The sequence below is a fragment of the Corynebacterium sp. SCR221107 genome, from assembly GCF_027886475.1.
Classification (GTDB): Bacteria; Actinomycetota; Actinomycetes; order Mycobacteriales; family Mycobacteriaceae; genus Corynebacterium.
Genome location: NZ_CP115670.1, coordinates 2717983 through 2743613, shown reverse-complemented (window position 1 = coordinate 2743613; position 25631 = coordinate 2717983). Strand labels below are relative to the sequence as shown.

The window sequence follows — 25631 nt, the reverse complement described above, 5'->3', positions numbered from 1 at the left end:
GAAAAGGGTGGAACAACCAACCCCTAAGGGCGCTGGGATGAACGATCCCCCTCGCGTGCGATCGTCCTGGTTGCTGGGGAAACAAGCAGGACCCCGAGAAGAAGCCACGCAAGGCTCAAGGAAAGCCCCAGCCACCATTGCCAGGGGCGGGGTGCGGAGGAGGAATCCGTGGCGCCTTCCTTGGGAACCGGCTGCACCTGGCCGTTGTGGATCACCCACGCCACGCCCATATCGCTCAAGGTGTCAAAGTCCTGGTCGTCGTAGGCCCTGCGTGCAGCAACGTAGCCGGGGTTGGGGGCCTCGGTGGGCTGGCCGTCGACGATGAGCTGGCCGGAATCGAGGCACTCGGTGGCCTTCAACCAGGGGTTGAGCATGACGCGGGAGTCGATGCTGACGACCGTCGGGTCCACAAGCAGCGCGGTGCCCGAAAGCTTCCGCGGGGTATCCATCCCATGATCGGCAAAAGCGGCGGAGGACACGGGCTTCAGTGCCCCCAGTTGGGCGGGAGCATCCGGGGCTTGGGCAAGCGCAGCCACGATCACCGCCGCCGGCAGCAGACGACGCCGCCACGGCTGCCCAGTGGCGCAACCGGTGGCCCCGGCGGCCGCCACGAGCGCAGGGATCATGAGCGCGATGAGCTTGTGGCTATCGCGAAACAGGGCTGCGCCGGGGATAGTGGACACCAGCCAGGCAGTGGGGCCGAAGGTCACAAAGAGGCAGGCCGCAAGCCCGCCTGCGGCAAGAAGAACCAGTGCCCGCGGGATGCGTCGGAACTGCGTAGCCAGCAAGGCAAAAAGGACCACGCCGAACCGGGCCCAGCCCGCCTCACGCGAGGGCAGCGATGCCTGCGCATTCCAGATTCCGCCCAGGCCGAGCAGGGACCCCAGCGTACCCACGCCATGCTCGGCGCGCGCGACGAACACGTTGGTCCCCAGGGCGGCAGGCGGTGCGAGAACACTCGGCAGCAACCACGGCACGGAGCAGGCCACGCCTATGGCGAGCGTGCGCCGCCGTGCCGTGCCGGTGACAAGCGCGGTGATGAGGCCGAGCAGCAGCCCGGTCGGGGTCAGGCTCGCCACCCACAGCGCCAGCCACCCCAGGCGCGGGTGCTTTTTGGATGCGGCGATAACGGGCAAAAGCCATGCGGCGATCGCAAGCGACCACTGGCCCTGGAGGAGGCGCTCGATGACGAAGGGGTTATACACTCCAACGGTCATCGCGGCGGCCTTGCCCCAGGTGGTGGTGCCGATCAGGCTGCACCCCCAGGCACAGGCAGCCGCCGTGGCTACAAGCAGCGCGCGCACAACCCAGCTTGCGGGCACGACCTGCCCGACCACGGCGAGCACCCCGTCCTGCGGGGCGTTGCGCGCCGGGGTGGCGCCGAATCCGAAGTTGGCAAGGCTCAAGGCGGGGTGGTCGATGACCTGCATGTCGCGCAGACTCAGCCAGCCGGGAAAAACAAGCGCCCACAGGAGTGCTACGACGAGCGCGGCACCATAGGCGATAAGTCCTAGGTGGCGCGGTGGGACGTCGTTGAGCATCGGTACATTAAGCCTTACGCACGCGCACGCGGTTGAAACGCACGAGGCCGAAGACCATCACAATGACGGCGCATACGCGCGCGATGAAGGTGGCTAGCTTGAGATTATTCAACGCAGCGACCACCGGATGGGCCTGCGCCCAGGCGGTTTCCCGGGTGGCCGAATCCCACGCCAGGGAGGTCTGCAGCAGCGTGCGGTAATCATCGCCGCCAGCGGCCACGGTGGCGTTGGCCTCGTCCTGATTCTGTGCCAGGAAAATGAACATGTCCTCGACCTGGTTGACGATGGTTCCGGACTTCGGCTCCACCCACAAGGTGCGGGTTGCAGCGTAATAGGGATCGAGGACGACCGTGCCCGTGGGCGCGTTATCGCCGGGGGCATAGAACTGGCTTGCCGCGCCTGTGACCTGCAGCGCGTCTACCCGGGAGCGCTCGGACTCGGACAAACCGGAAGCCCCGGCCTGCGCGCCGGGCTCATCGGACAGATCGGCCGGGTGGGTAAAGGAGCGGGTCACCGCCTCCCGAAGGCTGACCGCCGGAATGGTCTGGGTAAACACATACGTTTCGCCCTCCATCCCCACATAATCCAAGGGGGCGGACTGCTGCGCGATCACATCGAAGTATTGATAGGAGCGGCGCTCGGTCTCAAAGGGGAAGAAATACTGCAATCCACCGCGGGCAAAATCACCGGTCTGGATGTCTAGTCCCGCGGTGGGTGCGGCCAGACTCAGGTGGGAGACGTTGTCGACGACGGGGTAGGTGGAATGGCGAATCAACCGCAGCGAGTCCTCGACCTCGATGAGCGCCTCCGCGTCGTCGAAGGCCGCCTCATCCGGCTCCGCGGTCTCCGTGGTCGCAGGTGGCGCAGCCCCCGTGCCCGCAGCTGCTGCTTCGTCCGGTGTGGGCGACTCCAAGCGCGCCAGCTTCTCGACAACCTCCAGGTTGACCTCGTCTTTTTTCTCGGAGGCACTCGTGTGCAGGGTGCGCTTGAGGCTGGAGAAGGTATCCACCACATAACAGTTGCGGGCTGCGTCCTCGGGGCACTGGGCTGCCGCGTCATACATCTTTGTCTGCGCGGGCTCGGTGGATACCGTCCGCGAGGTGTCCACCGGAATCGGCTTGATGGACTGCAAGACGAGCACGGGGACCAGCGAAGACAGCGCGAGAATGACGAAGGCGCCGATGATCGCCGCACGATGGATCCAGACCGATTGTCCTCGCACTGGTTGTCCTCCTCCGGGTCCTCTCTGGGTCCTTTATGGCCCATGTCTTTTCTTCTTTAGCACGCCACCTGCACCTATCGCAGCATGTCACAGCGCTGCAGAAGCGCTGTTCGACCCGTAGTTCCACCACGGCTGTGCGGTTAAGCCGGCTACCCGCGGATACCGCTTGCCCAACCACACCTCCACTGTAGGCTGGTGGGCATGGGCTAGAATCGTGCCAGATGCCACCTGCCTTTGCAGTAGCGTCGCTACCCACGCTAGCAGGCGCGCGCGACATCACCGTCACTCGTGGGACGTCACGGCGGGCAAGGGTGGCTGCGCCGCACCAATGCTCAAGCCCCCGATGATCGATTGCGAGGACACGTCGTGCCCACTACCGCCGCGCCGCGCTTTCTTGCGCAGCTAGAGGGCTTGCGCGCGGTGGCGGCACTCGGGGTGCTGATTACCCACGTGGGCTTTCAAACCGGGTTATCGCAGCGCAGCGTGCTCGGCGCGATCGTGGCCCGCTTCGACTACTTCGTCGCGATCTTCTTTGCCCTTTCCGCCTTCCTCTTGTGGCGCAATTTTCGCCGCGAGGGCTACTATTTGCGCCGCGCCGCCCGCATTCTGCCCGCCTATTGGGTGCTGGTTGCGGTTTCCTTGGCATTGGTTCCGGCTTCTTTCGGTACCTCGCCGCAGGTAGGCTTAACGACGCTTACCTTCACCCAGATCTACTTCCCCGATCATCTCGCGGGTGGACTGACCCACCTGTGGAGCCTCAGCGTGGAGGTTGCCTTTTATGTTGCCTTGCCGGTGCTTTATCGTCTCGCACATCGCGCGGGTTCGGCGGGTGATCAAGGGCGCCGGCGGCGGATAGCATTCATGCTCGCGCTCGGTTGCCTGGGGCTTGCGTGGGCGGGCACACCCTGGCCGGACCCGGGCACAACTAATGACGCGGGACAGACGTTTGCCGGGGTGAATTTTCAGATTTACCCGCTAAGCTACCTGCCGTGGTTTGCGGTCGGGATGATCGTGGCCGAGCTGGAGGGCCGCGTTACCGTGCCCGCGTGGTGGCGTCGGGTGGCGTGGCCGGTGGCGGCGGTGATCTGCTGGGTGGCGGGGCAGGAGTGGTTTGGTCCCTTAGGACTGGTCCACCCAAGCCCCTTGGAGTTCGTGCGCCGCATTCTCGGCGGCACCCTGTTTGCGGCCGTGCTGCTGGTGCCCTACGGCCTGGGACGGCCCGATTCCGATCCTGGGCATCGCCGCTTCGGCAAAGGGTATGGCCTGTTGTCGACCCCGGCGCTGGTGCAGGTGGGCACGTGGTCCTACTCGATTTTCCTGTGGCATCTGCCCGTGCTCAGTTTTGTGTTGCCCGTGGCAGGAATCAATTTGTTTAGCGGCTCGATCGTCGACTTTGTCGTCGTTGCCGTCCTCACCGTCGCACTCAGCATCGTGGTGGCCTGGATCAGCTACGAGTGGGTGGAAAAACCAGCCCGGGATTGGATCCGCGCCTACCTACGTTCGAGACTGGGCGCGGCGGCCGCAAGCGCTTGACGAGGCCGGTGGGCGTCGGTAAGCGTGCGGCGCGGTAACAACGCCTGCGGCAAGGGCAACGCTTTCTGGCAGCGCGCCGGGCTTCGGCGGTGGCGCTCCCCCAAAAAGGATGGAAAATTCCGCTCGATGGCGCTCGCGGATTCTTCCCCGGGCGGGGAACCTCTAAGCTGGAACAGTTAGATTCGCTGCTTGGATACAAGAAGGTGTTCATGAAACTGCCTCGGCCTTATGCCTTCGGTCAGCCTCGCCAGCGAAAGAAGACAACCCTTCAGCCCTTTGAACCGGACCCTTGCGAGGATACGGACTACCTTGCGCGCTTTGATGCGATGTCTTTCGCCGCCGCGCGGGCAGTGATCACTTCCTATTCCACCAGCTTTGCCATGTCGACCAAGCTCCTCGGCGCGCGGGTGCGCACGGATATCTGCAACCTGTATGCGGTTGTGCGCATCGCCGATGAGATCGTCGACGGCACCGCCAAGGCCGCAGGGGGAGCGGCCGATGCAATCGCGGGAGCCCTCGATGACTACGAGCGCCTCATTATCGAGGCCCCGAGTAGGCGCTTCCACACCGATCCCATCGTGCATGCCTATGCCATCACGGCCAGGCGCTGCCACTTCGAGGAAGCCCACGTGCGGGCGTTTTTCACAAGCATGCGCGGCGATCTCACCCAACGCAGCTATGACGCCCGTGACTTTGACGACTACATCTACGGTTCGGCCGAGGTTATCGGCCTGTTGTGCGTTGCCATTTTTGTCGCCGGGGAGGACCTCGACCCGGCCACGCGCGCGAGCCTCGATGAGGGGGCGCGGGCGCTGGGAGCGGCATTCCAGAAGGTCAACTTCTTGCGCGACATCTCCGAGGACACCACCGTGTTGGGGCGCACGTACTTCCCGGCCCTGTCCGGCCGGGTGCTTGACGACGCCATCAAGGCCGAACTCATCGCCGATATCCGCAACGATCTGGCCGTAGCGAATGCGGTCATCCCGCTGCTTCCCGACGACGCCCGCCGGGGCGTGCGCGCGGCCGCCGACCTTTTTAGCGAGCTGACCGACCGAATTGACCAGCGTCCCGCGCGCGAGGTGCTCACTGCCCGGGTGAGCGTGCCCGCCGCGCGAAAACTCCTGCTCCTGGCTAAGGCCGCACGCTGCTAGCTCCACGTTTTTATGACAATTGTACGCAATGAAAAAGAGGTGTGAGAACATGCGCCAACAAGACAGGCGGGCCGTGGTCATCGGCGCGGGTGTGGCGGGACTTGCCACCGCGGCACTGCTCGGCCGGGAAGGTTACGCGGTCACGGTGGTCGACAAGCTGGAGGTAACCGGCGGGCGCGCGGGAAACCTTGAAGTAGACGGCTTCCGCTTCGACACCGGCCCAAGCTGGTATCTCATGCCCGAGGCCTTCGACCACTTCTTCGAATTGTGCGGGACCTCCACGCACGACGAGCTCACGCTCACCGACCTGACTCCGGCCTACCGGGTCTATTCCGGCCCGACGGACCCGGCCTACATCGACATTTCCACCGGCGTCGACAACGTGGCCCGGCTATTCGAATCCATCGAGCCAGGCGCGGGATCCGCGGTGCGCGACTACCTGGCGCGGTCCTCTACGATCTACCGAATCTCATTGGATTCCTTCCTCTACACCACTTTTTCTGGTCCCCGAACGATGGCCACCAGGGACGTGCTCGCGAATCTCTCCCTGCTGTTTACTCTGCTGACCACCAGTCTTCAGCACGACGTTGACAAGACCTTTTCCGATCCGCGCCTGCGCCAGGTGTTGCAATACCCGGCGGTGTTTTTATCCTCCCAGCCCAAGTCCGCGCCCGCCTTGTACTCGCTGATGAGCCACACCGACCTCGTGGAGGGGGTGCGCTACCCACAGGGCGGATTCAACGCGCTGGTCGCGGCTATCGAGAAGCAAGCCCGCAACGCCGGGGCACGCTTCGAGCTGGGTACCGAGGTCCTAGCCATTAGCACCACCAAGCGGCAAGGAAAGCGAAAGGCGCAGGCCACGGGAGTGCAGGTGGTGGATTCGCACGGAGTGAAAAAGAGCATCGCCGCCGACGTGGTGGTCTCCGCCGCTGATCTGCACCACACCGAAAATGCCTTGCTCCCGAAGGGGCTGCGCACCTACCCCGAACGCTATTTCGGGCAGCGCGACCCAGGGCTGTCTGCCGTGTTGCTGCTGCTGGGGGTCAAGGGCAGGCTTCCCGAGCTGCTCCACCACACCTTGCTGTTTTCGCGCGACTGGTCCGCGGACTTCCGCGCGGTATACGAGGGCACCGAGCCCACCCGCCCGCTGCGGGTCTCGGAGTCTATCTACATCTCCAAGCCTTCGGCCACCGATGACGAGGTCGCCCCGGAAGGCTGTGAGAATCTGTTCGTGCTCATCCCCGCGCCCGCCGATGCCAGCCTAGGATTCGGTAGTGCCTACCGGGAACAGTCCCCGCGGATTGCCGCGATCGCCGATGCCGCCGTTGACCAGATCGCCTCGTGGATTGGCGTGCCTGATCTCAAAGAACGCATCGTGGTGCGAAAGACCATCGGCCCAGCCGATTTTGCCGAACGTTATAACTCGTGGTCGGCGAGCGCCATCGGGCCTGCCCATACCCTTAAACAGTCCGCTTTCCTGCGCGGACGCAATGCCTCCCGAAAAGTCGAGGGACTCTACTATGCCGGAGGCACTACCGTACCCGGCGTCGGTGTTCCCATGTGCTTGATTTCCGCGGAAAACGTGATCAAGCGCCTCCGCGGGGACACAAGCGGTGGCCCATTGAAACCGTCACTTGACAAATAGAATGACAAGAGCCACCCTCTTGGACAGGGAGTGGCTCTTGTTGTCTGCAGTGTCCGTCGGTGCCTGCAAACTGACCTGAAATTATGTCCGACCCGAAACCGCGCTACCACACAAGGAATGGGTCGATCCGACGTTGAAATTGTCGCCAAGCCCCGGTGCTATCCGGGACCGGATGGCTATTGTTCGACCGAATCCTCAGCGGTCGCGGGTTCAACTACATCTTCGGCGGCCGGTGCAGCTGCGGCAGCTTGAGAAACCTCTGTTGAATACGTAGCTTCGGTGTCCTCAGCAACAGCTGCAGCCGATGTGGCTTCTGCCGCGCTAGTCTCCTCAACCGCGAGCACTTCTTCGGCGGAACCTGTAGCAGAAGCAGCGGTGGTCTCCTCGGTGGGGCGCTCGGCCTCGATACCGCCGACGATTACACCGGATTCGATCTTGGTCACGGTGGCTTTTGCTGCATCAAGGCTGTCCTGGGCAGTTTCCTTAGCGGCCGCGGCCTTGGCGACTGCGGCATTCGCCGCGGTTTGCTGCGCCTGCAGCGCCTTGACCTGGGATTCTAGCTCATTGTAGCGGGAGCTCTCCTCAGTCGTGGTGGCGTGCAGATTCGGAGTCAGGTCCGTTACGGCGAGTCCGGTTGTGTAGTCCGCGTCGGAGGGGGTAATTGCACCCTTGTATGCGCCACGGGTTGTGGTGTCCTGAGAAACTGTGGTGATGCCGTATTCTTTCTCGGGATCGGCAAGCACCGTGAGGTCGTCGCGGCTGTTGTAAGGAGCATACTCACGCAAGGTGGCGTAGACCCTATCATCGTCGGCGAAGTAGACGCTGATGGCCATGGACTCGGTGTAGTTCAGTAGGAAGATGCGGTCATGACCTTCGGAGTTCTTCCACAGCCGGAAGATGTCGTTGGTCAGTTCTTCCGGATCCTCGTTGTCATAGATGAGTGCGCTGCCATCGGAGTTCGTGCGCTTCGGGCCTTGGATCAAGACGCCCTCACCGTAGAAAGTCTGCAGGACGTTCTCCGCAGAGGCGTTCTTCTCTCGGAGATCAGCATGGTAGATGTGCCCGCCCGCAGCCATAGTCTCACACCATTCCAGGGTCTCGGTAGAGCCGGTAGCGGTGTAAGCAAGAGCCGGAAGCCCTTGGTTCATGCGATACTCGTTGACCTTGGCGTAGACGATCGACTCGACGACATTGGCGGTAGTCTCTTGGTCTACCTTGCTCCAGTCAATCGGGGTGGACTTAATATAGCTAGGGTCCTCAGCGGCCAACTGAGCCTGTGCATTGGCAACGGCTGTGTTGAGCTTGTCGCGGTTGGCAACGGCGGTGTTGTAGTCGTTGGTGGCCTTGGTGAGAGCCGTCTGTGCCTCATCGACTGCCTTCTTGGCTGCCTCATACTGAGCCAAGGTGTAGCTGGTGGCAGGCTTGGTGGTGGGCGTGGGGCTCGTGGTGGTTGGTGTATTGGTGGAGGTGACTCCATCGACGATGGCCGTTAAGGTATCCTGAGCGCCGGAATAGTTGGAAGTGGCGTTGTCCAGGTTTTGTTGAGCCTGATCAACTGCACTATTGGTAGCTTGTTGTGCTGCCTGAACCAAAGTATCAGTGCTGTTGGTAGCAGTCTGGTTGGTGGCGCCAGAGTTGGTAGCAGCGGCGGGGGTTTGATTTGGCATCGAAGGCGTCGGCTGGGTGGTATCGCCGCAGCCAGTCAGTAAGAAAGCTCCCGTAAGGGCAAGGGCGCAAGCCTTGGAAAATACTTTTTTGTTGGTAGACATTGTATTTTTCCTCTTTCTTTTTCAGGTCTCCTTCAGTGTATGACCGCCGAGTTTTTTTACTGAAGGGCTGTACCGGAGGGGCGTTCTATCAAACTTTCGTATGGGGGGTGTCGGATTTTGACTGCGTCTGAGGCCTGAATGCATCCCGAAATCGTATGGGGGTGGGGAATGGGGGAGGCATGCGGAAGTGCTTGCTGGACCCATTTTGGGGTTAATTCACACATGATTTATATGAGGGAATTCCTAAAAAACTTTAACAAACCTCGCTAATGAAACATATTGACAATTACTTAAGTTCACTATCAGCGCGTTTGTGTAACGGAACGTGTACACGCGTTTAGCTGATATATCCCCAAATGCGGGAGGTCACCCTTTAAATGGGGCTTATCAATCGAAAGTTTGATAGGAATTGATAATTCGCGCTTGCGGATTTACTCTATCAGTGGTAATAATACCGGTTCAATCACAATGGCCTGACGAGTGTGCATGAGGTCACAGGCGCGATATTCATCGACCACCCCCATAAGGGGGTTTTGCACGCTTTAAGAATGACCCTGTATGGGGGTGTCATTTTCCGTGTAAATTACGGTGAATCGCGATTGGGGAGGCATGTTGTTGTGTGTCGCCGAGAATCTGCGGCAAGGGATCCGATTGTTTAGCAGTTAAGGAAAGAAGGACTTGAACAGTAATTTTTCAATAGTTTCCGCGAGGATTGTTCAACGATGTGCTTCGTGGTTGTTTGTCCATTTAGGGCTTGAGTCGTTTGAGTGGATTTTGTGGGACAATCTCAAAAATGATCGAGCAGACTCCTCCACTTAGCTCGCAGTGGAGGGGTTCTCGGCGTGTCACTATCGGTTATTATTGGTAGTCCAAGGAACCCTCAAGTAGGAGAGAATGGCTCTGAACGTATTTCTTTCCTCCCCTGCGGGGGCAAAACTAGAGCTCTGAGCTGTTGGCGTTCACCAGTTTTGGCGGTATGGGCCGCATCCAACTTTCGGATGATGTGACAATCCTCTGGTTTTCAGAGAAGCAGACTCCGCGGTGAAAGGAGGGTAAAAAGCCCCGATTTTCAGTAAAATTTTAAGTATTCTTAGCAACATAAAAGTACTCGGATGGACCTAGGAGGCGGGTCCTCAGTATCCGGGGTGAGGGTTACCCGCTTAGTTCGTTCGAGGCCTTGGGTTGTGCGTGGTGTGCGGGGCGCTGGCGCTGAGCAAACTAGCGGCGCACGCGAGCCCCAGCAGCAGATTGTCTCCTGCATAGTTGGCCTCCGGCCACGGTGCCCGCGCCAGCCACATCGCGGCCATCGTCATGGTGACGGCGACGAGGATTTCGCGTGGAATGAGCGTCAAACGCAGCGCGAGCCACACCGTGGCGGCAACGGCCAGCGCGGGCCAGCCAATGGTTAAGGTCGTTCCCGCGATCATCAGCGCCCAGGGCGCGTATTCGGAAAACGGTGTCGCCCAGGTGCCAGGCAGCTTCTCCTTATGATCCGCCACCGCCTCAGAAGCCCGACGCATCTTGCGGGCTTTTTGCAGCCCGATGCCCAGCAGGCACGCCACGGTGACAAGCGCCAACAAGGCGCCGATGCCTAGGCCCAGGCGGTAGGCCGTGGTACCCGCGAAATGCATGCGGAAGGTACCGGCGGTTCCAGCGGGGATGATAAAGCCCTGGGAGCCGGCGTTGACTGTGATCGATTCCAACCGTAGGGAAGTGCCGTCCGCGCGATCCACAAAGCCCTCCAACCCTCTGTTTTCGGCGCGGGTGGTCACCAGAATCCGATCCTGGTCGGATGGCTTACTCACCGACACAGTGTGGTCCTCGTTGAAGGTCAGCGTAGTTGTGGGCGCCCCCGCCCCGTTAAAGCCTGGCACGGTCAGCGTTACCACGCTAGAAAGCGTGTGGAGGGTGTGGGTGCCCGCAGCAAGATTCACGCTGTCGCCGCAGCGGTAGGCGACATCGTCGATAAGCACCTCGTTGAAACATTCGGCCGCGTCAACGCGCACGGTCATGTCCCGCGGGGCGCTGAATTGTCGGTCTATCTGGGACTCGCCGCTGAGTATTCGCTGAAACAGGAATTGTTGAACGTTGGGGGACGAATCCGGCACCGTGAGGATCCGGGAAAGCTGGCCTGAGGCAAGGGACACTTCTGCGATCCCCGTGCGATAGCGCGAGGCGCCGAGCGTGATGCGCACCGGCTGTGAGCCATCACCGGGGACCGTAACCTCGGTGGGCGTGCGTGGACGAAGCGTTGTGCTTACGTGCGCGGATCCGGAACTGATGGTCAATTCCACGACATCGCCGACGGTGGTGATGGTGATGGTGCGCTTGCTTGCCGACGCCGCCTGTCCGTCATCGTGCCCCGTGTCCGCCTGCACCTCCAGCCACTGCCCGGCTTGCGCGCCCGGTGCTGGGTACCACGCGGTGGTGTCATCGCCATCCACAGCAGCCGTGATCGAGCGCCTGGGATCGGAACCGCCGAAGGCCGTGGCGTCCGACTGTGAGCTCGACGCCCGGATCGTACCCTGGCCGGTTACGACGGAGAGAGGCCCCACCGATGCGTAGTCCTTGCGTGGATTTAGCACGTCCGTTGCCTCATCCAGGCTGGCCAGTGGAGCCGACACCGATCCCAGCGACCCGTAATTGCGCGCCACCAAGGCCGGCGTATCGGTGACGATGTCAGCGTCGCCCTCGACCAGCTGAAAGGTGCCTTCGCCGAGCAAGCTTAAGATCTCCCCGCCACCGGCGACGGTGGGGACGTCGGCGGTTTGACTCAGCAGCATGCTGCGCCCCGGATCGAGCAACACCACCTCGACCGCCCCGAAGCTTCGGACGCTGGGCGCGAACTGATCGGGCTGCGGGCTGCTGTCCTTGAGAGCGTCAAGGATAGTGTCCGTGGAGTAATCGGTGCCCGCCAGATCGTGTCTGATCAACAGCGCGCCGATGCCGTGGCGCACCAGATTCGCCACCGTGGGGTGCGTGGTTAAGCCGTCGAGACCCCGGATGGCCTCAGGGGTCACCAAAGGAATGGAGTCGCGCACCGCCCAGGGCACATCCAACAGTGGCTGCACTAACTCGTCACGCGTCCAGCCCCACTCCTGCCGAGCGAAGCTGGATGCCGGCAAGACCAAGGTGCGGGTATCGGCCGCGTTGTCGTTGAGGTAGTCGGCCGCCTCAAACCAATAGTCCGGGACCTGCTGGTAGGCGCCCATCGGCACGACCCTGTTGACCGCCGGAGCCAAGGCCCCCAAGGTCAGCAGCGCGCAGGCCGCCGCCAGGGTCTTGCGCTTGGTTGGGGCTGCGATGGCCGTGCTGGCCTGCTTCGGGCTGGTGGCGGCAAAGGCAGCGCCGAGGCATGCCACGCCCGCTGCAATCGGGCCGCGCACCAAAAGGTCGAACTTGTGCACATTGCGCAGTGCCTGACCCGCGCCGTCGAGGAAACCCGTGGCAAGATGGGCCCCGCCCATAATGACAATGCCCGTGGCAAGCAGGACAAGAAGATAACCCCTGCCCGCACCGCCCTCGCGGGCGTCGCGTGTGCCAAACCTGGCCAGCCCGACCAGCCCCATTCCAGCCACCAGCACGGTCACGATCACCAGGTAGGGGTTGCCGACTAGCTCGTTACCGGCTATGCGCTCGGCTTCCACAAAGGGCGTCCAGCTTGTGGTGCCGCGCAGGATTTCCGCGAGGTTGAGCCACTTGGTGGTCACCCCGGCGGACTCGATGTAATCGGTAAATGGGCTTGCGTACGTGCCTAAGACCGCCAAGGGTACGATCCACCAGGCGCTGACCAAGCCGCAGCCTGCAAGCCACAGGGCCAGATCGCGCAGCCGGCGCCGATACAACAGATACAGCCCGGCGGGCACGCACGCCGCCAACGTCGCGGTGGCGTTGACGGCACCGAGGCAGGCCACGGCCACCACGGAATAACCAAGCTGGGGCAGGCGATCACGCCCGCCATAGCGAGCGTGCGCACCGACCAGGGGAAGCAGGATCCACGGGGCAACCATGGACGGCCAGGTCTCCGAGGAGATCGCGCCCAACGTCGTCAGCGTGCGCGGGGAAAGCGCATACAACAAGGCCGCCAGAATCTGAAAGCCAAGCTCCCGGCCCACGCGTGCGCGCTGGAGCAGCAGGAGGAACCCGGAATAGCCCACGCCTACGCACAGGGTCCACCACAGCCGTTGCGCCACCCAGTCGGGCAAGGGATCGGCAAGCAGGAAGAAAAGTCCTTGGGGAAACAGGTAGCCGTAGGCCTGATTTTGCAGCTGCCCCAGGGTAAAGGTGTCCGTGTAGGCGAAGAGTGCACCGTGCAGAAACTTTGCAGGGTTGAGCACCAGGTCTAGCTTCGTGTCGGCGGCGACGAGCCCCGGGGACTGAAGAAAGAAGATGAGGGCGAAGCCAAACCAGCCGAGGAGGTGGGCCGAGGTCGATGCGGGAACCCTCGGCGGGTGCAGGAAGCGCACGCGAGCCTTTTTCTAGTTACGGGATCCGTACTGCGGGTCGCCCAGCAGGGAGGAATCCACGGTCACTGCCCCAGAGGCGGGCAGGGTATCGCGGTCCGAAAAGACGTTGGCACCAACTACGGCGACGATTCCGAGCGCGATTCCCACGGCAGCGCTAGCCACCACCGGGCCGAGGCTGCGTCGGTTGAGTGAATCGGATTCGAAAGCCATGGGTTAAACCCTATCAAATAAGCCCCGGGTAGGAAGTGGCACAACGCTCATGTCGCACGAAGGTGCCATACTGGTGGAGACTATGAAATTCTTCGCCCGCCCTGCCCGCCACCGTCGGTCGTCCGCTGTAGCCCTCGTGGGCGCTCTCGCCCTTTTGAGCGGCACCTGGGCGCTGAGTGCCTGCAGCGCCCCGGGGCAGAAGGACTCCAGCACTGGGATCGTAGAAACCGCGCAATCATTCTCACCTGCACCGGCCGAGCCCCAGGCGTCGGAAAGCGCGACCGCAAGCAGCCAAGCAACCGTAACGGGAAGTGCAACCGCCGCTGCCCCGGTTGCCATCCCCGCTGACCTGCGTGCGCAGGCTGCCAGCCTCATCATGGTGGGCGTGGCCGACTTTGATGATGCGCTGTGGGCACTGCGTCAGGGGGCAGGGGGAATCTTCCTCAGCTCGACCACCAACCCGGAGCTGCTTTCCACCCCGGGGCGCGACATCGCCGCGCTGCGCACGCAGGTAGGACGCGATTTTGACGTCAGCATCGACTTCGAGGGCGGCCGCGTGCAGCGCTTTGCCGAGCTTCTAGGCAACTATCCCTCCCCACAGCAAATGGCCGCGACGATGAGCCCCGAGCAGGTGCGCGGGCTGGCCTTCGATCTGGGCACAACGCTTGCTGGTCACGGCATTACCGTGAACTTCGCCCCGGTCGTCGACGTCGATGGTGCGGGGCTCGACGTGGTCGGCGACCGCAGCTTTTCCGATGACCCCGCGGTGGTTGCCACCTATGCCGCAGCCTTTTCCCAGGGCATGCTGGATGCCGGCGTGCGGCCGGTGTATAAGCATTTCCCCGGCCACGGGCGCGCCAGCGGCGACAGCCACACCGGGCAGGTGCTCACCCCGCCGCTGGCGGACCTACAGACCTACGACCTGGTTCCCTATCACAGCCTGCTCGGTCCCACCGGCCCGCAGGGGGCTGGGGTCATGGTCGGGCACATGAGCGTGCCGGGGCTGGGCGAGGCCACCGCGTCCAGCCTCAATCCGGCCGCCTACGACTTGCTGCGTTCCTTTAACTTTGGGGGACTTATCTACACCGATGATTTGTCGGGAATGCGCGCGATCAGCGATTCCTATACACCCGCGCAGGCTGCGGTCGCATCCTTGTCAGCCGGTGCGGACCAGGCCCTGTGGATTTCCACCGCCGGGCTTGTCGAGGCCGTCGACGCGGTGGTGGCCGCCGTCCAGTCCGGCAGCTACCCGCGCGCGCAGTTCGACGCCTCCGTTGCGCGTGTTGCCGCTTCCTAAGAAGCTTAACGACGCCACAGGTTGCCGCGTACACAAAAATGGGGGCGTGTGGGCTGGGGGTTTACGCTGTTATTGCTGATTGAGGGCCAACTGCTACTAAATTAGTGGGAGTGCATGCCTCAGGTTCAAATCAGCAAACCCCCAAGCGGGGATCCCGCGCTGCCACATACATCGGCGGCGTAGCCGCAGGCCTCATTGTTATCGGCGGTGTCGCCTACGGCGCCGACGTCTTTCTGTCTAAAGACGCGGTGCCGCGCGGTGTGACCGTGGGCGGGGTGGAAATCGGTGGCCTTGATGAGGCGGCCGCCGTCGCAAAGCTGGAAAACGAGCTGGAGTCGGCGACGTCGAAGAGCGTCACCGTGAGCGCTGGCAACCTGAGTACCACCTTCGTGCCCGAACAGGCTGGCATGAGCATCGACTGGCGGGCCACCGTGCTCAGCGCGGGACGTCAGTCCATGAACCCGATCACGCGGATCAGCAGTTTCTTTAGCACCCACGAGATCGATCCGGCCACCAAGGTCGACGAGGCGGTGTTTACTCCCGCGCTCGAGCAGATCCACGCCGCGGTCGCGCCCGCAGCGGTCGAGGGTGGGCTTAATATCAACGGTGGCACCGTCAATGTCGAACCAGTCCCCGCCGACGGCCAGGAGGTCGATGTGGAGGAACTCAAGACCGCGGTGACCAATGACTGGCTCAAGCCGGAAGGTGTGCAGGTCGACGCCACCACCACCCACCCGGTGTTAGGCCCGGACGCGATCAAGGCCGTCCAAGAAGGCGACGCGGCCAAGGCCGTGGCCGGGGGCGCTATCACCGCCCGTGGCCGCGAGGGCATCGACGGGGCGATCCCCGTCGAGCGCCTGGCCGAGGTGGTCACCTTCGTCCCTGACGGCAAGAACCTGCGCACCGACATCAACGTTGAGGCGGCCCAGGCCATCCTGGGCGAGGGGCTGGGCCAGACGGAGAAGGAGCGCCGCAACGCCGCGATCTCCTTTAGCGGCGGTTCGAAGTCGGTGACCCCGAGCCAAGACGGCGTCCACGTGGACTGGGCGCCGACCATGGATGGCTTCGCCGACCGCGTGCTCGGCGACGCCGCCGCGCGCACCTTCGACGCGGTCTACATCGACGAACCGGCCACCTTCACCACCGAGCAGGCCAACGCGGCCACCTTCGATCAGACCGTGGGCACCTTCAGCACCAGCGGATTCTCCGGCCCTTCCGGGACGAACATCCAGCGCGTGGCGCAGATGGTCAACGGCGCGATCGTCGCCCCCGGCGACACCTTCTCGCTCAACGGCTACACCGGCCCGCGCGGTACGGCCCAAGGGTTCGTGGAGTCCGGCATCATCCTCAACGGACACGCCGACACCGCCGTCGGCGGCGGCATCTCCCAGTTCGCTACCACCTTGTACAACGCCGCCTACTTCGCGGGCATGGAGGACGTGGCGCACACCGCCCACTCCTACTACATCTCCCGCTACCCGGCCGGCCGTGAGGCAACGGTCTACGAGGGCGCAATCGATCTGCAGTTCAAGAACACCTCGCAGTACCCGGTGCGCATCGACACCGCTTTCGACGGCGCGAGCATCACCGTGTCCCTCATGGGCGTCAAGACCGTGGAGGTTGAGTCGATCAACGGCGGGCGCTGGAACTACACCGCCCCGAACTCGATCACCTTAAGCGGCGCTGACTGCTCGCCTTCTACCGGCGCGCAGGGCTTTACCACCTCCGATACCCGCGTGATCCGCGACCTGTCCGGTACCGAGCTCTCCCGCGAAACCACCACCACGGTCTACGATCCCTCTCCCATTGTGACGTGTAGCTAGGCGGTCGCTTAAAAGGGCACTTCAAAAAGGGCGCAACCTTCAATGGTTGTGCCTTTTCTGCCTGTTAGGACACATGCTTGACTTCAAGCGCTTGAAGTTTTCTACCCTTGGTTTAATCGTTTCCCACAAGGAAGAAGGACAAGCCATGAAGGCAACCTATATTTACGGCCCCCGCGACGTGCGCGTGGAAGAGCGCCCCGCCCCGTAGCTGATTGAGCCCACCGACGCCATCATCAAGATGGCTGCCACCTGCGTGTGTGGTTCCGATCTCTGGCCCTACCGCGGCGAGGACCCGATTTCCGAGCCCATGGCCATGGGCCACGAGTACGTCGGCGTGGTCGAGCAGGTCGGCGCGGACGTCCACGACATCAAGGTGGGCGACTTCGTCGTCGGCTCCTTCTGCATCTCCGACAACACCTGCGAGATCTGCACCGACGGATACCCCTCGCGCTGCGAGCACGGCGGTTTCATGTCCGGCGCCCAAGCCGAGTACCTGCGCGTCCCGCAGGCCGACGGCACCTTGGTGAAGACCCCGGCCGTGCCGAACGAGGAGCAACTCAAGCATCTCATGGCCGCCTCCGACGTGCTGGGCACCGGCTGGTTCGCCGCCGACGAGGCCCAGGTGGACCCGGCAAGACGGCCGTGGTGGTTGGCGACGGCGCGGTGGGACTGTTGGCCGTGCTGGCCGCCAAGCAGATGGGTGCGAAGCGCATCATCGCCATGAGCAGGCACGCCGACCGTCAGGCCCTTGCCCGCGAGTTCGGCGTCACCGACATCGTCGCCGAGCGCGGCGAGGAGGGTATTGCCAAGGTCCGCGAGCTCACCGGCGGCCTGGGCGCGCACAGTGTCATCGAGGCGGTGGGCACCCAGCAGTCCATGGAGACCGCGATCGCGATCTGCCGCCCGGGCGGCCACATCGGCCACATCGGCTACGTCGGCGTCTCCCATGATGTCACCTTAGACGGCATCGGGCTGTTCTTCTCCGAGGTTCACCTCATGGGCGGCCCGGCCCCGATGCGCAAGTACTTGGAGCACTTCATCGACCTTATCTTCCGCGGCGAGATCGCCCCGGGCAAGGTCTTCACCAAGACCGTGACCTTGGATAATATCGCCGAGGGATATCGTGCGATGGATGAGCGCGAGGCGATCAAGGCCTTCGTGAAGCTGTAAAGTTTTCTCCATGCCTTCCACCGCGACAACCCAGACCCCGCAGCGCACCTACTCCATCAAGGGGGCCTCGGAGATCACTGGGCTGGCCTCTTCCACCTTGCGCTATTACGAGCAGGTGGGCGTGGGGCCGGTCATCGAGCGCGACGAGTCGAGCGGGCACCGCGTCTACTCCGAGGAGGATGTGGAGCAGCTCGGCTGGATCGCCTGCCTGGCTGCGACCGGCATGGGCATCGCCGAGATGCGCGAGTACGTCGCCAACGGAGCCTCCGCGGTGCGCAACGCCGCCCAGCAGGTGGAGCTGCTGCGCGCCCATGATGAGGTGCTCAAGCAGCAGCAGCGCCTGTTGCGCCAGCGCCGCAAGTACCTAGCGCTCAAGATGCGCTACTGGCAGGCCGTCGAAGCAGGCGATGAGGCGCTTGCCGACGACCTTGCCGCCCAGTCGCTCGCGGTTGCCCGCACCATCCGCTAGTTTTCTTAGGATTGATCATGTCCACAGTTGTTGAGGTTTTTCACCCCAACCTTGCCCAGTCCACCGTCGATGAGGCGCTTGCCGACGCGGCCCGCACCGTCGCAGGCACGCAGGTCCGCGACCTGTATGCCCTTTACCCAGAGGGCCGCATCGACGTCGCCGCCGAGCAGGCTCTTTAGAAGGCCGAACGCATCGTGGTGCAATACCTCGTCTACTGGTACACCTTCCCGCCGTTTCTGAAGACCTGGCTCGATCAGGTCCTCGAGTACGGCTAGGCCTATGGTTCTACCGACACCGCCTTGCATGGCAAGCAGCTCGTGGTTGCCCCCCAGCTTCGGCGCCTCGCGGGACAGCTATGGTCCGAAGCGCTTCGGCTACACTGCTGAAGCACTGCTCGCACCGCTGCACGCCACCTCCAACCTGATCGGCACCACCTGGGGCGAGCCCTTCATCACCTTCGGCGCCACCGGCATCGACGCGCACGAGCTAGCAGCCCGCACGGATGCCTATCGAGCATTCCTCGCACGCTGATACCAACCCGCCCCCACGAGTGAGTGAGGGGCGGGGATATGTATGGCTCTGGCTTTGAGTTATCGATAAAGCCCCACGCTTTCGCCGACATAGAGGCCATCGGTGACGATCATGTCCTTAACCACGGCGATGATCGCGGCGCGGGAGACATCGTGGCCGGCAAAGGGTTCGGCTTTCGTGGTGACCTGGCAGGTGGTGTCTTGTCCATCATCGAACCAGCCTGGACGCAGGATCGTAAAGTCCAGCCCGGAGGCCTCCACGATGTCGGCGGCTTCACGATAGGGCTTCAAGATCGCAGGGACCACGCCCCGGGGCTCGCCTACGACCTCGCCGTAGATCCCGATGGAGAAAGCAAGGTTGATCCGTCCGGTGCTCACCCGCTGTATCGATTCTACGATGGCACGCGCCATGATCGGAATATCGCCCGATAGCGCCACGAAAACCGCGTCCGGATTGCTCACGGTCGCGTCGAGTAACTGGTGGGCACGGATTCTGACAGTACGCACCGTAGGCGTCGGCACGCAAGGCAGGAAGCGTGCCGCGCTGCGCGCTGTACTTCTGGCCCGGTGAGCAGGGGAAGTCGACCTTCTCCAGCGTGGAATGATCGAGGAACTGGCTGAGGCCGGTGTCGAGGGTGGCGATGCGCGACATCCGCTCGGCGTGCACGCCTTTGGCCAGCGGCGTAATCCCACGCCTGCGCGGCCTGCTCTGGTGGGATCTGGTAGACGCCGAAGCCGACGGTGGTGTTGGCAGTGGTGGACACTGTTCCTCATTCAATGAGTGTGAGGGGTATGCATGTCGAGATGCTAACGAGGCCCATTGTGCTTCTCGGGAGTCGCTCCCGGGCAAACGGATGCGGGCTACAACACAACCGGGGACCGCGGGTACGGCGCGGCGCAGCGGCTGCTGTACCGTAGGCGTCGGAAAGCACAAAAGAAAAGGGGCCACCGTGACCGGTACCACCATGAAGGCGATGCGCAGGGTCGCCATAGTCCTCATCCTCATCACCGGAGGCCTCATGGGCCTCGGCGCCACCGACAAACCCGGCGACACCACCGGCAACCTGCCTGACGGGGCCGACTCCACGCTGGTTGCCGAGGCGCTGGCGCAGCGGCCCGGCGAGGACACCCAAGCCGCCATTATCCTGCTGACCTCAACCGACGGGCAGACGCTGCCGCTGGGCGAGCTCGCGCCCATCGCCGAGCAGGCAGGCGGGCCCTTGGTGCCCAACGCCGACGGCACCGCCGCCATCATCCCGATCAACATCCCCAACGAGGGGCTCAGCGAATCCTCGCAGCGCGTGCTTGACCTGCGCGAAGACATCGCCACGCAGGTGCCAACCGGGGTGGAGTCCGCGATCACTGGCCCCGCCGCCGTGACCGCCGACCTCTCGGCCGTGTTCAGCGGTGCGAACTTCATGCTGCTGGCCATAACGGCGGTGATCGTGGCGATCCTGCTCATCGTCACCTACCGCTCGCCGATCCTGTGGGTAATCCCGCTGCTGGTCATTGCTGTGGCCGACCGCTTCGCGCAGATCGCGTTTACCTGGGTACTCGGCGCGCTCGGGCAAAGCTGGGACGAGTCCGTCTCCGGCATCTTGTCCGTGCTGGTCTTCGGCGCGGGAACGAATTACGCGTTGCTGTTGATCTCCCGCTACCGCGACGAGCTGCAGCGCCACGACTCGCGCTTCGACGCCATGGCCGCGGCCTGGGGTCCTACCGCCAAGACCGTCTCGATGTCCGCGATGACCGTGGTGCTCGGCGTGGCCTGCCTGCTGCTGTCCGCCGTACCGAACACCCGAGGCCTGGGCGTGGGCTCGATGGTGGGCATTCTCATCGCGCTGGCCTTCGGCGTGTTCGTGCTGCCGGGAATCCTCGTGCTGTTTGGCCGGTGGATCTTCTGGCCGCGCCGGCCGCAGCTGGGCGCTGAGCCGGAGCACGCGTTCTGGGACCGTGTGGGCGGGATGGTTCGCGCGCGCCCGGGCCACGTGGTGGCGGTCTCCCTGCTGCTCATCGGTGCCGCGAGCGCCGGGGCGCTGGGCATTCGCACGGGGCTGACCCAGGAGCAACAGTTCATCGACACCCCGGAATCGATCGCGGCGGCGAGCGTGTTGGAGGAGAAGTTCCCCGGCCAGGACGCCACCCCGGCGGTGGTGATCACCACGGACGCCCAAGAGCTATCGAGCTACCTCACCGAGCGTGGCGCGGTGGTCACGCAGGCTGAGCCGGCCGGGTCGTGGCAGGTGCTCAACGTCTCCGGGCCCGATACGGGCGAGCTTCGCTCGCTCATCGCCGATTCCTCGCTTAACGACGCCAAGGTGGGCGGCCAGGACGCCCAGCTTTATGACCAGGCCGCCAACGCCGCTAAGGATCGCGCCCTCATCTTCCCGCTGGTGCTCGCGCTGGTCTTCCTGGCGCTGGTGGTGGTCCTGCGCAGCCTGCTGGCGCCGCTAATCATGGTGGCCTCGGTGTTTTTGACCAACGTTGCAGCACTCGGGCTGGGGTGGTGGATCTCCACCTACGTCTTCGGCTTCGAGGCCTTCGCCGACACCACGCCGCTGTATGCCTTCGTGTTCCTGGTGGCGCTGGGCATCGACTACACGATCTTCCTCATTACCCGGGCGCGCGAGGAGGCGGCCAAGCACGGCACGAAGGAAGGCGTGCTGCGTTCGCTGAGCGCCACCGGCGGGGTGATCACCTCCGCGGGCATCCTTTTGGCCGCGGTGTTCGCGGCCTTGGGCGTGCTGCCGCTGGTGGTTCTCGCGCAGATCGGCATCGTCATCTTCATCGGCGTGCTACTCGACACCCTGGTGGTGCGCACGCTGCTCATCCCCGCGGTGGTCCAGCTGCTCGGCGAGCGCTTTTGGTGGCCGGCGACGGTGCAGCGGGACTAGCCGGGTGGCGCTCCTTATCGCTGGTGGCCTTCGTGGTGGGGCAGGCGCGCGCCGCGCATGAGCTTCCTGCGGGCGGCCTTGACCCGCTCCACCTCAGCGTGCTCGCGGACCAGCCGGCGTTCGACGGCCAGCTTGCGGGCGAATTCCTCCTGCTCGTGGATGTCGCGATAGATCTGATCGTTTTGCAGGTCCCGCACCACGGCGACCATGAGCGCGATGACGACGAACAGGAACGGCGTCGCCGCCACGATGGTGACGTTTTGGAGGTTGGTCAGCGCCTCGTTGCCGCCGGTGACAAGGATGAGCAACCCGATGGCGGCGGTGGCCGCACCCCAGATCGCAGACATCCACGGGGTGGCGTTGGCGCGGCCGTCCTGAGAGATCGACCCCATCACGGTGGAGGCGGAGTCCGCCGAGGTGATGAAGAAGGTCGCGAGCAAGATGACGGCGACGACGCCGAAGAACCAGCCGCCGGGGAAGGCGTGCAGGAGGTTAAACAGCTGCTCCTCGGCGTTGTCGGCGCTGATCGTGTGGCCGCTTTGCTCCAGTGAGATCGCGGAACCGCCGAAGATGGCAAACCAGACGGTCGACAGGGCAGAGGGGATGAAGATGACGCCGAGAATAAACTCGCGGACCGTGCGGCCGCGGGAGATGCGGGCGATGAACATGCCCACGAACGGCGACCAAGAGATCCACCACGCCCAGTAGAAGATCGTCCACCCCGACAGCCAGGAACCCGCGGTGCCGTCCGCGGAGGAGGCGGTTCGCCCGCTCATCTCGAAGAAATCAGAGAAGTAGGTGCCCAGCGAGGTGGGCAGGAAGTTCAGCTGGGTGACGGTGGGACCCATGATGAACACGAAGATCGCCAACACGGCGGCGAGGATCATGTTGCCGTTGGAGATGATGCGAATGCCGCGGCCGACACCCGACATCGCGGAGATCAGGAAGGCCAGGGTGAGCACCAAGACGATGGTGATGACCAGGCCCGTGCCAGGATCCTCGACAAGGCCCGCCGCTTGCAGGCCGGCGCGGATCTGGAGCGCGCCAAGACCCAGCGAACAGGCCGTTCCGAATACGGTGGCCACGATCGACAGCGCGTCGATGGCCTTGCCGGGCCACCCATCGGCGCCCTTTTGCCCGATCAGCGGAACAAAGGCGGAGGAAATAAGCTGCTTTCGCCCAAGCCTATAGGTGGAATAGCCGATGGCCAGGCCCACGATCGCATACATCGCCCACGGGTGCAGCGTCCAGTGGTACATGGCCGTGGCCATCGCCGTGCCCACCTCGCGGCTTTGGTGGTTGGGCACCCCGTTGAGATAGTGGCTCAGCGGCTCGGAGGCTCCATAGAACATCAAGCCGATGCCCATGCCGGCGGCAAACATCATCGAAATCCACGAGGCGGTGGAAAACTCCGGCTGCTCATCCTGTGCGCCGAGCCTAATCGACCCAAAGCGCGAGGCGGCGATGCAAATGACGAAGATGACGAACGCCGTGGAAAAGAGCACGAAGGCCCAGCCCAGGTTATCGATCACCCAGGTGAAGGTGGCGCTTGCCGTATCGGCGAAGCGATCGGGTGCCACGAGGCCGAAGATCAACACCGCGCCGATGATCACGAGCGCAGGAATGATCGTGGCCCACGAGGTGGTTGCCTTCTCGTCCTCGGCGGCGAGAACGATGGGGTCCTCGGCTAGATCCGCCGCGCTGAGCTTCGACTCATGCTCAAGGATCGCCGCGAGCTCCGACGTGGCCGTTGTTTGTTCAGTCTCATTTTCTGCCGGCGCTGGGGCGCCGTTTTCGTTTTGACTCATTATTCCATCTTGCGGGAAAAATGAATCAAACTGCCACCGCGTAGCCAGGATTCTTTGACCTTTTGCGGATCTTATTGCCTGCAATGAATTCCGAATTGACCAGTGGTTTCACCACACCGCTGCGCGACGATCGGGGCTGGCAAAACTGAATGAATAAAAATACCTCGTGGCAGTTGCTTTTCGGGCAGGCGTGTCGCAGAAACTATAAGAAATCGCGGCAAAAGAATTGACATTTGGCACGGTCTATCGAGGTTGTCATTTCCGGGGTCGGAGTGGATCGAATGCAGCCAGCAGCCGGCGCGGGTCGAAGCATTCTTGTGCACCGGAGAGCACCGTCTGTGGGAAAGAAGGTCGGCTGGCGGTGGATGGGCGTAACTGGAGAAATGGCCGAAAGAATGTGAAACCAGGGCATTCGTTCACATGCTTCACATCATGATGATTGGTTGGCAGGAATGCGAGGTTGTGGCTCAATAAGGGTGGCGTCTTGGATAGGAATTGAGGAAAGCTACGGGACTTGAGGTTGAACAACGTTGGGTGTTGGGCACAGCGATGAGTGGCAATTCTTGTCCGACTGTCCGTCACCAGTACCGGCTCGACATCACCTCAAGTGCGGTCAGCGCTGGTCATCACGCATCGAGGGTGCGCCCGCAGCGGGGCAGTCTTGTGAGACCGAGGCTGTGTCAAAGCCATCATGGGTGAAGCGGATAAGTTCGTACATTGTGAAACTCCTTAGGGTAGTGCGCCGGGTTCACGGCGCGGGGTGGGCGTCTAAAGCGGGGGCATGTAGGATTAGGGGAGGTTGGGGGACAAAACGTCGTACTTTGTCCCCCGCCCGTTAGTTACCTAGCGCCGTTTATTGACGGTGCTGGCGAAACGGCGTGCTAGGTGCTCATGGGCATAGAACTGACTGCCTTTAAGTACTTGACCCTTGAAAACGTCCACCCGGTATATGCCGTGGTGGACGTTTTCGACCGTTGCGAAAAAACGGGGCTTATCCATGTGGATCTCCCTAATCTCTCGGTACTCGCCATGGGCGTGACTAGCCGGGGTTCGTGCCCCATGGACGCGTCCGTGGCTTGTGCAATGAGCAGACCTGAAGCCTTTGGGGAGCGGTTTCTTGAAGGGGTGGGTGGTGTGGGGTTCCATGCGGGGATTCACCAGGGGTACCTTATAACAACCTAAAATGTGGAGTTATGTGCCCACATCTGTGCCCACATTCTGTCATTTTGCCCCACGTTTCCGCAGGTCACGGAATATGAAAATCACCTCCAACAAGGCAGATAATGCCTGTTCAGAGGGGATTTGTGGGTTGTGGAGCCGATGACGGGAATCGAACCCGCGCTGCCTGCTTGGGAAGCAGGAGTTCTACCATTGAACTACATCGGCAGTGCTTGCTAAATAGCTGAGCTTGAACAAGCTGTGACCATGATAGCACCGCGGCCACGCGGAAGAGAAAAAGGGTTGTTTTCCTGCTTATCGCCGGTCAAACCCGCGCGGGCTACTAAACTAATAAACCGTGCTTCTATCTGATCGCGATATCCGCGCCAACATCTCATCCGGCGACCTCGTCATCGAGCCTTTCGATGCCCGGCTGATCCAGCCGTCCAGCGTCGACGTGCGTATGGACCGCTTCTTTCGCGTCTTCAATAACTCCAAATACACTCACATCGACCCGAAGCTGCAGCAAGACGAGCTGACCAGCCTCGTGGAGGTCGCGGAGGACGAGCCCTTCGTCTTGCACCCCGGCGAGTTTGTGCTCGGTTCCACGCTGGAGAAGTTCACCCTGCCTGACCACCTCGCCGGGCGCCTAGAAGGCAAGTCCTCCCTGGGGCGTTTGGGGTTGCTGACCCACTCCACCGCAGGATTTATCGACCCGGGGTTCTCCGGCTACATCACCTTGGAGCTTTCCAACGTCGCGAACCTGCCGATCACGCTGTGGCCGGGGATGAAGGTGGGCCAGCTCGCGCTGTTTAAGCTGTCCTCGCCTGCTGAGACCCCGTATGGCTCCGGCGCGCTGGGTTCGAAGTATCAGGGGCAACGCGGCCCCACTCCGTCGAAGGCGTACCTGAACTTCCGCTAGCATTTCAGTCCACGTTCCCCGGG

Annotated in this window: 19 protein-coding genes, 1 tRNA gene and 1 pseudogene; 13 read left to right on the top strand and 8 right to left on the bottom strand. The window is 62.8% G+C overall.

Annotated features, from left to right (window positions below; translation table 11 throughout):
• Positions 1–23: 23 nt before the first annotated feature.
• Positions 24–1541 carry a hypothetical protein gene (locus tag PAB09_RS12015; RefSeq protein ID WP_271033872.1) on the bottom strand — a complete coding sequence of 506 codons (1518 nt, stop codon included), beginning with the start codon at positions 1539–1541 and terminating at the stop codon, positions 24–26.
• Between the two features lie 7 nt (positions 1542–1548).
• The gene (locus tag PAB09_RS12010; RefSeq protein WP_271033871.1) at positions 1549–2763 is read right to left on the bottom strand and encodes a DUF3068 domain-containing protein; all 1215 of its coding nucleotides are present in this window, start codon (positions 2761–2763) and stop codon (positions 1549–1551) included.
• A 288-nt stretch (positions 2764–3051) separates the two neighbouring features.
• On the opposite strand from PAB09_RS12010, the gene PAB09_RS12005 reads away from it, so the two are divergent.
• From PAB09_RS12005 to crtI, 3 genes are all read left to right on the top strand, one after another.
• Complete coding sequence (locus tag PAB09_RS12005) at positions 3052–4296, top strand: acyltransferase family protein (protein ID WP_271033870.1); 1245 nt, start codon at positions 3052–3054, stop codon at positions 4294–4296.
• A gap of 326 nt (positions 4297–4622) precedes the next feature.
• A complete protein-coding gene (locus tag PAB09_RS12000) occupies positions 4623–5447 on the top strand; it encodes a phytoene/squalene synthase family protein (RefSeq protein ID WP_271035391.1) in 825 nt (274 codons plus the stop codon).
• 49 nt (positions 5448–5496) lie between these two features.
• Complete coding sequence (gene crtI, locus PAB09_RS11995) at positions 5497–7092, top strand: phytoene desaturase family protein (protein ID WP_271033869.1); 1596 nt, start codon at positions 5497–5499, stop codon at positions 7090–7092.
• 176 nt (positions 7093–7268) lie between these two features.
• On the opposite strand, the gene PAB09_RS11990 is transcribed toward crtI, so the two are convergent.
• From PAB09_RS11990 to PAB09_RS11980, 3 genes are all read right to left on the bottom strand, one after another.
• Positions 7269–8861 (bottom strand): CAP domain-containing protein, encoded by a 1593-nt coding sequence (locus PAB09_RS11990; protein WP_271033868.1) that lies wholly within the window; start codon positions 8859–8861, stop codon positions 7269–7271.
• 1160 nt (positions 8862–10021) lie between these two features.
• Positions 10022–13327, bottom strand: coding sequence for an alpha-(1->3)-arabinofuranosyltransferase domain-containing protein (locus PAB09_RS11985; protein ID WP_271033867.1), 3306 nt, complete (start codon positions 13325–13327; stop codon positions 10022–10024).
• Between the two features lie 12 nt (positions 13328–13339).
• Positions 13340–13537, bottom strand: a complete 198-nt coding sequence (locus PAB09_RS11980) for a DUF2613 domain-containing protein (protein ID WP_271033866.1) — start codon at positions 13535–13537, stop codon at positions 13340–13342.
• An 82-nt stretch (positions 13538–13619) separates the two neighbouring features.
• Between PAB09_RS11980 and PAB09_RS11975 the strand changes: the two genes are divergently transcribed.
• The 8 genes and pseudogenes from PAB09_RS11975 (at position 13620) to PAB09_RS11945 (ending at position 18827) form a co-directional block, all read left to right on the top strand.
• Complete coding sequence (locus PAB09_RS11975) at positions 13620–14834, top strand: glycoside hydrolase family 3 N-terminal domain-containing protein (protein ID WP_442873760.1); 1215 nt, start codon at positions 13620–13622, stop codon at positions 14832–14834.
• Positions 14835–15004: 170 nt separating this feature from the next.
• A complete protein-coding gene (locus PAB09_RS11970) occupies positions 15005–16657 on the top strand; it encodes a VanW family protein (RefSeq protein WP_271035390.1) in 1653 nt (550 codons plus the stop codon).
• A gap of 73 nt (positions 16658–16730) precedes the next feature.
• Positions 16731–16865 carry a hypothetical protein gene (locus PAB09_RS11965; RefSeq protein WP_271033864.1) on the top strand — a complete coding sequence of 45 codons (135 nt, stop codon included), beginning with the start codon at positions 16731–16733 and terminating at the stop codon, positions 16863–16865.
• A pseudogene (locus PAB09_RS11960) lies at positions 16866–17827 on the top strand (zinc-dependent alcohol dehydrogenase family protein).
• A gap of 10 nt (positions 17828–17837) precedes the next feature.
• Positions 17838–18296 carry a MerR family transcriptional regulator gene (locus PAB09_RS11955; RefSeq protein ID WP_271033863.1) on the top strand — a complete coding sequence of 153 codons (459 nt, stop codon included), beginning with the start codon at positions 17838–17840 and terminating at the stop codon, positions 18294–18296.
• Positions 18297–18313: 17 nt separating this feature from the next.
• Positions 18314–18475 carry a hypothetical protein gene (locus PAB09_RS11950; RefSeq protein ID WP_271033862.1) on the top strand — a complete coding sequence of 54 codons (162 nt, stop codon included), beginning with the start codon at positions 18314–18316 and terminating at the stop codon, positions 18473–18475.
• A gap of 15 nt (positions 18476–18490) precedes the next feature.
• Positions 18491–18571: a hypothetical protein gene (locus PAB09_RS13395; RefSeq protein WP_442873759.1), complete on the top strand. Its 81-nt coding sequence runs from the start codon at positions 18491–18493 to the stop codon at positions 18569–18571.
• Between the two features lie 28 nt (positions 18572–18599).
• Positions 18600–18827 (top strand): NAD(P)H-dependent oxidoreductase, encoded by a 228-nt coding sequence (locus PAB09_RS11945; protein ID WP_271033861.1) that lies wholly within the window; start codon positions 18600–18602, stop codon positions 18825–18827.
• Between the two features lie 59 nt (positions 18828–18886).
• Here the strand turns inward: PAB09_RS11945 and PAB09_RS11940 are convergent, their stop codons facing one another.
• Positions 18887–19600 carry an NAD(P)H-binding protein gene (locus PAB09_RS11940; protein ID WP_271033860.1) on the bottom strand — a complete coding sequence of 238 codons (714 nt, stop codon included), beginning with the start codon at positions 19598–19600 and terminating at the stop codon, positions 18887–18889.
• A gap of 176 nt (positions 19601–19776) precedes the next feature.
• On the opposite strand from PAB09_RS11940, the gene PAB09_RS11935 reads away from it, so the two are divergent.
• Positions 19777–21720 carry an MMPL family transporter gene (locus PAB09_RS11935; protein WP_271033859.1) on the top strand — a complete coding sequence of 648 codons (1944 nt, stop codon included), beginning with the start codon at positions 19777–19779 and terminating at the stop codon, positions 21718–21720.
• Positions 21721–21734: 14 nt separating this feature from the next.
• Here the strand turns inward: PAB09_RS11935 and PAB09_RS11930 are convergent, their stop codons facing one another.
• On the bottom strand, positions 21735–23528 hold the full coding sequence (locus tag PAB09_RS11930; RefSeq protein ID WP_271033858.1) for a BCCT family transporter: 1794 nt from the start codon (positions 23526–23528) through the stop codon (positions 21735–21737).
• Positions 23529–24840: 1312 nt separating this feature from the next.
• A tRNA-Gly gene (locus PAB09_RS11925) sits at positions 24841–24914 on the bottom strand.
• Positions 24915–25044: 130 nt separating this feature from the next.
• Between PAB09_RS11925 and dcd the strand changes: the two genes are divergently transcribed.
• The gene (gene dcd / locus PAB09_RS11920; protein ID WP_271033857.1) at positions 25045–25608 is read left to right on the top strand and encodes a dCTP deaminase; all 564 of its coding nucleotides are present in this window, start codon (positions 25045–25047) and stop codon (positions 25606–25608) included.
• The last annotated feature ends 23 nt before the right edge of the window (positions 25609–25631 follow it).